The organism is Nocardia sp. CC201C (assembly GCF_030010695.1).
GTDB lineage: Bacteria > Actinomycetota > Actinomycetes > Mycobacteriales > Mycobacteriaceae > Nocardia > Nocardia otitidiscaviarum.
On sequence record NZ_JASCXP010000455.1, the window covers coordinates 1 to 5877 of the forward strand.

Consider the following 5877-nt stretch of genomic DNA (forward strand, 5'->3'; position numbering starts at 1 on the left):
GGGGTTTTTCCCCCCACCCCCCCCGCCGCCCCCCCCCCCCCCGCCCCCCCCCCGCCGCTCCCCAGCGGCCCCCCCCCGCCGCTCCCCAGCGGCCCCCCCTTCACCTGCCGTTTTGGTGTGTTTTGCCTGCTCACTGGGGGGCCGCTCCCCAGCGGCCCCCCCCTGCCGCGCGGCGATACGTTCGGGCCGGTAGTACTCGCCGATATTGATCGGGCCGGGGTGGGCGGCCCCGGCGGGCGGGCTCATCCGCACCCGCCATCGGTTCGACGCCTGGGCGCGCTTCGCTCCGGTCTCGGGGTCAATGGGCTCGGTGGACCGGGGCGCGCCAGGCCCGCGCCGCTTGGCGTCCACGTACCAGGTGTGTTGCTTGGTCATGGCCCCGATGGCCACCAACTCTTTGATCCGGGCGTCTACCCAGTCCACCGACCGCCCGAACCGCTTGGCGATGCCCTGGCGGCCCAGAATGCCGACGAACTTGCCGGTCAAGGTATTGAGGTGGCACATGATGAACCCGTAGACCAGCAAGGCGTCCGGGTTCAGGTCCGGGTGCAGCATCACCCAGTGCTGCGCCGTGGCGAACGGGTAGGACACTTCCGCGTCGAACTCGCCATCGTCCTCGAAAACGAAATCGGCGGAGTAGATACCATCGTTGCTGGTCAAAGCTTCCCTTAACGTCTCAGGAAGCGGGGGCGGTGAGCGACACGCCCAGAGGGGGCGGGGATACTTCGCCGGTTGTCGGCCATCCCCTGTAACCTCATAGACGCGCCGTACGGCGCACCCGCTTCGGGTCTACACCCCGCGCCTGTTATCAACGTCGCCAAACGTTGGGGCGCGGGGTGAACTGCTTTCTGGGCGTACTGCTCTGGTGCCCAGACTTCTCTGGGCAACCTCACCACACTCGGTCCCCATCTTGGCGTATCGACACGCGGCGCGCACACAAACGCACACACAGAGTGTGTCCTCGGTGTCCAAACAGACCGCCGCCCCGGAATCTCTTCCAGGGCGGCGGTTTTCGTTCGCGGTGGTCGCCGCGGGTTATTCGTTGGTGACTTTCCACCCCCAGACAGTGACCGGGAACGTGGCGGGGGTGGCGGTGGTCTGCCGGAAGTCGAACCGCGCGAGCAGGTAATCGGGGCAGCCCTCGGTGTCATCGGTCGGCGCGGCCATCGTGGCCCACCGTTGGACTACCTGGGAAAGGATGCCGGGGTAGACCTCGATAGCGGGGCCGCCGTACAGCGATTCCCAGTTCAGCCGCCCGCGTGCGAAGGCGTTCATGGCAGCGAGCACCCGGCGGGGGTCGGTGTGGTGCCCGAGGGCCACGAATCCGGGCCGGTGCCCGTCGTCGGGGTCGCAGAGGTCCACCACGGTCACGCCGTAGTGGGTGGCGGCCCAGTCGTTGCCCAGCAGCTCGGCGCGGGCCGCCTCGGCGGTCATGGCCTCGGGCAGGGGGTCGTACTCCTGGCCGCGCCGGTCGGTGGGGGTGTTGGTGGTCATCGTGTGATTCTCCTATTCGGTTGGTGCGCTGTGCATTTCGCGCGGGTCGTATACGTCGGGAAGGGGCACCAGGGTGGGTGTGGGCATGAGTGCGTGGATGGCCCAGGCGTCGGGGTCGGTGCCCTCGGCTTCGCTGTAGCCCTGGGCCTCGGCCAGGCCGATGCAGGCCCCGCCCCAGTCGTCGTGTATCTCTCCGAGCCAGGTGGTCAGGCCCTCGGGGTCGGGGCGGGCCACGATGTAGCGCTGTAGGTACAACACGGTGTGTCCTCGGTTCATCGGTTCCACCCGCCCATGCCCAGGTCCGCCACGTAGGTGGCGGTGCTCAGGTGGGCGCGTAGTGCGTTGCTGGCGGTGTCGGGGGGCACGGTGGCCCCGGCGGTGGCGGCGGCCCGCAGAGAGCCGATGAGGATGGACAACTCCGAACGGACCGATTCGGCGGCGGCCACCGTGCGGGTGATCTCTCCCCGGTCGGCGGCGTCCACCAGGCGCAGCAGCGCGCCCACCACCTCGGCGGTACCGCCCGCGAGCACAGCGGCCAGGGCCTCGGTGGGGTCGGGTTCGGGTGCGGCGCTACGGGTCCGGGGCCGGTGCAGTGCCAGGGTCATCACTGCCACCCCCCGGCGGGATGCTCGGGCCGGTCGTCGTCGGCCACCACGAACGGCTCCAGGTGATCGGGCAACGGTGCCTCGGGGTCGGTGTCGGTGGGCGTGGTGGTGTCGGCCAGCCATTCGGCCATACCGAGCAGGGCGGCGGTCACCGGATCGGCCCGCAGCTCATCGGCCAGCGCGCGGGGCTCCAGTTCGGGGCCGGTGTCGATCACCAAGGATTTCAGCGGCCACATGGCGTTTTCGGCGGTGGCCGCCGCGTCGTATACCGCATCGGAATCGCTGTCGGGGCGGGTGAGCACGTGGACCAGGCGCAGCAGGCCCCGCGCGGCGGCGCGCAGGTCGATGGCCAGTTCGGCCGCAGCGGGGATGTGGTCGGGGCCGGGGTCGGCCGGGGTGTGGTTCATGGGGGTTGCTCCTGTCTGGGAGGATGGGGGGAGCAAGGCCCCGGGCATGGTGAGAATGTCCGGGGCCTTGCTTGTCATCGGTAGGACTCGGCGCGGTGGGAATCCGGGCGCATCCGGCCCGCGCCGATCAGGACCGCGCGGGCGGTACGCCGTGCGGCGCAATCACATTCCAGGTGCTCTTGCATGAGCGTGTGTGCCTCGGCCGGGGTCAACCGACCCCGGTAGTGGCAGGGCCACCGCGACGGCGACCACTGGTGATGGGTCACCGGGCCGGTGGCCACCAGCGCCGCGCCCGCGTACGGCCCCGCCGTGGCCATGAGCCGATCCAAGGTGTCGTCCATGGCCACGGTCAGGTCTCGAATCTGGCGGCCCTGGGCGGCGAGCTGGGCGCGCAGCCCGCGCCGGAACCGGGGCAGGGTGAGCGTCATCGGGTCACCGCCTCGGGCGCGTCCTGCCAGGCGCTCAGGGCCGCCGGGGTGTGACCGGCGGCGGGGGCGCTCACCGCGCGCCGCAGGATGCGGGGGCGGTAGTTGCGCCGATGCGCCCCGTACGGGCCGCACACGATCTTCACCAGGGCGGCGCGGGCGGCCTCGGCAGCGGTGCGGGACGGGTACACGGTCGGGTCGGTGCCCTCGGGGTCGGCGGCGCGGTCGGTCTCATCGCGCCACCACGCGCCCGAGGGCAACCGGATGGCCCACTGGGCCACCAGGTGGACGGGCTCGGCCTGGGCCGTCGGCGCGGTCGGCCAGGGGGCCAGCGCCACCGGGGCCAGGGCCGGGCGGGGGAGTGTCTGACTGTGCATATCGAACGATCTCCATTCGTGTGCGGTCGTGTGCGCGTTACGCACAAACGCCATTGTGCGCCGCGTACCCGGTGCGCACAAGACGCGCACACGAATGATTTCCGGCCACGCACACCACCCCGACCAGCACATACACCCCAGCAACCGACCCGCACCGCCGCCACCACCGGAACGCACACACCCGCGCGACACCGTGACCAGCGCCGATGCACGGAGCTCGCGCCGCTGGCGCCCACGGCCGCGGGCGCACCGCGGGCACCTTCGGCACCGCCCCAGCAACAACCAGACACCCCCGCCGGATGTCCGACCGCCGTGTCAGGCTCACCGCGCGGGCCGCTCACGGCCGACCAGACGCACGAAACGGCCCCCCACCGAATCTCGGTGGGGGGCCGTCGTGTCCGCGCCGCACGGACGTTTCTAGGCCGTGTCGTCGGCCCACTCCCACGGTCCCTCGGGAATCCACCGGCCCTCGGGGATCACGTACTGACCGAACTCCATGACATTGCCGTCGGCGTCGGGCCAGACGTTCTCACCCGCCAGGACCGGGGCACCCTCGGCCACCCGCAACCGATCGGCCTCGGCGGCGGTGGCGCGGCGGGCGCACTCGCGGGCGCTGGCCGCCATCTTGTTCAGCTCCTTGCCGGTCGCGCGTTTGATCGCGCCGGGCGTACCGCCGGGGATCGGCTCCAGCGTCAGCAGCTCGGGGGCCGCGTCGGCCAGGTCCCCGGGCAACCACGACACCGAGGCCGTGACCGGTACCCCCTGCTCGTCCACGGTCACCCGCTCACGCCGGACCACCGCCGCCCCGGTCTCCAGGCCCATCATGGCCGCCACGTGCTCGGGCGCGGTGGTCACCTCCGAGGCCACGATGGTGGATTCGCCAGAGGGGTAGATGCGATCCGGGTTGCGCTGCATCACGCTCAGACGCTCACGCGGCCCGAACGTCGCGCCCTGGCCGAACGTGACCACGGTCCCCTGATTGCTGGTCTCCACCAGGAACTCAGCGGCCAGCGCGCGCATGACCTTGCCGACCGTGTTGAACGAAACCCCGTGTTGTTCGGCGATCTCGCGCACGGGAGGTAAGCGGGTTCCGGAAGCGATTTCGCCGGTCCTGATCGCGGTGCGGTAGTGCGCCACCAATTGCAGCCACAAGGGCTCGGGGCGCTGTAGTCCTCCGTTGGATGTCACGGTTCCATGCGCTTTCTCTCAGGTGATTCGGGTCCGTCGATTCCAGGCTAACACCGTGTGCGCGCACACGCACAAGGCGCGCACACGCCGGGCTGAAACGCTTGCGCATCCCCCACCGCGCACACGATAATGGTCATGTGCGCACCGCGCACACAAGCGCACACGGAGGATATGAACGCCATGCCCAGCACCACCGCCCTGGTAATCACCGCCGCCGGATTGCCCCGCCACCGTACCCACACCAGCACCCCGCCCCAGGTATTCGCACCGCTGATTCTCGTGGCTCTCGGTACCGGCTGGATGGCCGTAACCACCTCCGCAATCGTCGCCGGACCCCTCGGCCCCGCCGCCCTGGCCCTCATGGCCGTCCTCGGCCTGGCCGCCTTCCTCCGTGCCCGCCACCGCGCCACCGCCGCCCGCTGGGCGCACTACGAGAGCGCCTACCTGCCCGCCGTCCGGCCCGCCCTGCGCACCCTGCACCGCCCCGCCGCCCGCGCCGCCGTGTTCTCCCGCCTGGGCCTGCCCGCCGCCGCCACGGCCCTGCTCGACATCCACCCCACCGACCGAGGGGCCACCGTGCGCCTGTACGGACCCACCCCCGAGCACCTGGCCGTGGTGCGCGGCGTCCTGGCCGCCCACCTGAGCGTGCCCGCCGCAGTCGTGCGCCCCGGCCCGCGCGGCGTGATCGAACTCGACCTGATCACCCACTGAAAAGCATTGCCGCACAAGGGATTTCAGCACCGACCCCACCCTCAAATAAGTACACCCTTGCATACGTGTATACAGGTTTAAGGATAGGGACGTTATCTGATTCGATTACATCTGACGCAACCTTGCTAGACTGAACAGTAACCATACCAAACCCGAGCTAGGAGAAAATGACATGGGACTTATGGATTCAGTACAGCCGTTCACCGTACGTATCTTCGGAAATGATTTGCTTGCATTTCAGGATTACATTCAAATATTGAAGCGTCGACTTGATCGAATCAGTATCGCCGAAAGCGAAGCGATAAATGCAGCAATTATTCGCGTGAATATTCTTGCTAACGATGAATTGCGCGAAAGGGAAATGGATGAGTTGAACCTTAATGCTGAGCAGCGAAAGGAGTTTATCAACTGGGCAAATTGGTTCATGGAAAGGTTCGACCAAGATGTATCCAATGTAATTGAACGTCGGGAGAATGTAGATAAAAGGCGAGTGCGAGGTAAGGTTGCTGAATAAAATTCAGCATCGAATAATGCAAAAAGGCGTATCCGATAGAATTCGGATACGCCTTTTTATTTACGTCGATATGAATAAAGTTTTTCTGTTGAATATTCTTGAATTACACATAAATGGACGTTGAATTTAAATTGTCCGCCATTAAAATATTCCATT

9 protein-coding genes and 1 pseudogene are annotated in these 5877 nt (G+C 67.7%); 2 read left to right on the forward strand and 8 right to left on the reverse strand.

The genetic code is table 11. The features are described from left to right. The 8 genes and pseudogenes from QK444_RS31440 to QK444_RS31475 form a co-directional block, all read right to left on the reverse strand. A pseudogene (locus tag QK444_RS31440) lies at positions 1-660 on the reverse strand (hypothetical protein); the annotation flags it as partial. A 375-nt stretch (positions 661-1035) separates the two neighbouring features. Then, positions 1036-1494 carry a hypothetical protein gene (locus QK444_RS31445; RefSeq protein WP_282785705.1) on the reverse strand — a complete coding sequence of 153 codons (459 nt, stop codon included), beginning with the start codon at positions 1492-1494 and terminating at the stop codon, positions 1036-1038. 12 nt (positions 1495-1506) lie between these two features. Beyond that, positions 1507-1752, reverse strand: coding sequence for a hypothetical protein (locus tag QK444_RS31450; protein WP_282785706.1), 246 nt, complete (start codon positions 1750-1752; stop codon positions 1507-1509). Between the two features lie 14 nt (positions 1753-1766). Next, positions 1767-2099 (reverse strand): hypothetical protein, encoded by a 333-nt coding sequence (locus QK444_RS31455; protein ID WP_282785707.1) that lies wholly within the window; start codon positions 2097-2099, stop codon positions 1767-1769. Then, complete coding sequence (locus QK444_RS31460) at positions 2099-2506, reverse strand: hypothetical protein (protein WP_282785708.1); 408 nt, start codon at positions 2504-2506, stop codon at positions 2099-2101. Before QK444_RS31460 ends, QK444_RS31455 begins: the two co-directional genes overlap by 1 nt. A gap of 74 nt (positions 2507-2580) precedes the next feature. Further along, complete coding sequence (locus QK444_RS31465) at positions 2581-2934, reverse strand: hypothetical protein (protein ID WP_282785709.1); 354 nt, start codon at positions 2932-2934, stop codon at positions 2581-2583. Beyond that, positions 2931-3308 carry a hypothetical protein gene (locus QK444_RS31470; RefSeq protein ID WP_282785710.1) on the reverse strand — a complete coding sequence of 126 codons (378 nt, stop codon included), beginning with the start codon at positions 3306-3308 and terminating at the stop codon, positions 2931-2933. Before QK444_RS31470 ends, QK444_RS31465 begins: the two co-directional genes overlap by 4 nt. A gap of 417 nt (positions 3309-3725) precedes the next feature. Further along, entirely contained in the window at positions 3726-4496 is a 771-nt protein-coding gene (locus QK444_RS31475) for a GntR family transcriptional regulator (RefSeq protein WP_282785711.1), read from the reverse strand. A gap of 180 nt (positions 4497-4676) precedes the next feature. On the opposite strand from QK444_RS31475, the gene QK444_RS31480 reads away from it, so the two are divergent. Together QK444_RS31480 and QK444_RS31485 are read left to right on the forward strand one after the other, a co-directional pair. Then, on the forward strand, positions 4677-5207 hold the full coding sequence (locus tag QK444_RS31480; protein WP_282785712.1) for a hypothetical protein: 531 nt from the start codon (positions 4677-4679) through the stop codon (positions 5205-5207). A 172-nt stretch (positions 5208-5379) separates the two neighbouring features. Continuing rightward, the gene (locus QK444_RS31485) at positions 5380-5721 is read left to right on the forward strand and encodes a hypothetical protein (RefSeq protein ID WP_282785713.1); all 342 of its coding nucleotides are present in this window, start codon (positions 5380-5382) and stop codon (positions 5719-5721) included. Positions 5722-5877: the final 156 nt, after the last annotated feature.

What these genes read in the sequence shown, in the direction of transcription:
- QK444_RS31445 (WP_282785705.1), bottom strand. Translation starts at nt 1,494, where the DNA reads ATGACCACCAACACCCCCACCGACCGGCGCGGCCAGGAGTACGACCCC.
- QK444_RS31455 (WP_282785707.1), bottom strand. Translation starts at nt 2,099, where the DNA reads ATGACCCTGGCACTGCACCGGCCCCGGACCCGTAGCGCCGCACCCGAA.
- QK444_RS31460 (WP_282785708.1), bottom strand. Translation starts at nt 2,506, where the DNA reads ATGAACCACACCCCGGCCGACCCCGGCCCCGACCACATCCCCGCTGCG.
- QK444_RS31465 (WP_282785709.1), bottom strand. Translation starts at nt 2,934, where the DNA reads ATGACGCTCACCCTGCCCCGGTTCCGGCGCGGGCTGCGCGCCCAGCTC.
- QK444_RS31470 (WP_282785710.1), bottom strand. Translation starts at nt 3,308, where the DNA reads ATGCACAGTCAGACACTCCCCCGCCCGGCCCTGGCCCCGGTGGCGCTG.
- QK444_RS31480 (WP_282785712.1), top strand. Translation starts at nt 4,677, where the DNA reads ATGCCCAGCACCACCGCCCTGGTAATCACCGCCGCCGGATTGCCCCGC.
- QK444_RS31485 (WP_282785713.1), top strand. Translation starts at nt 5,380, where the DNA reads ATGGGACTTATGGATTCAGTACAGCCGTTCACCGTACGTATCTTCGGA.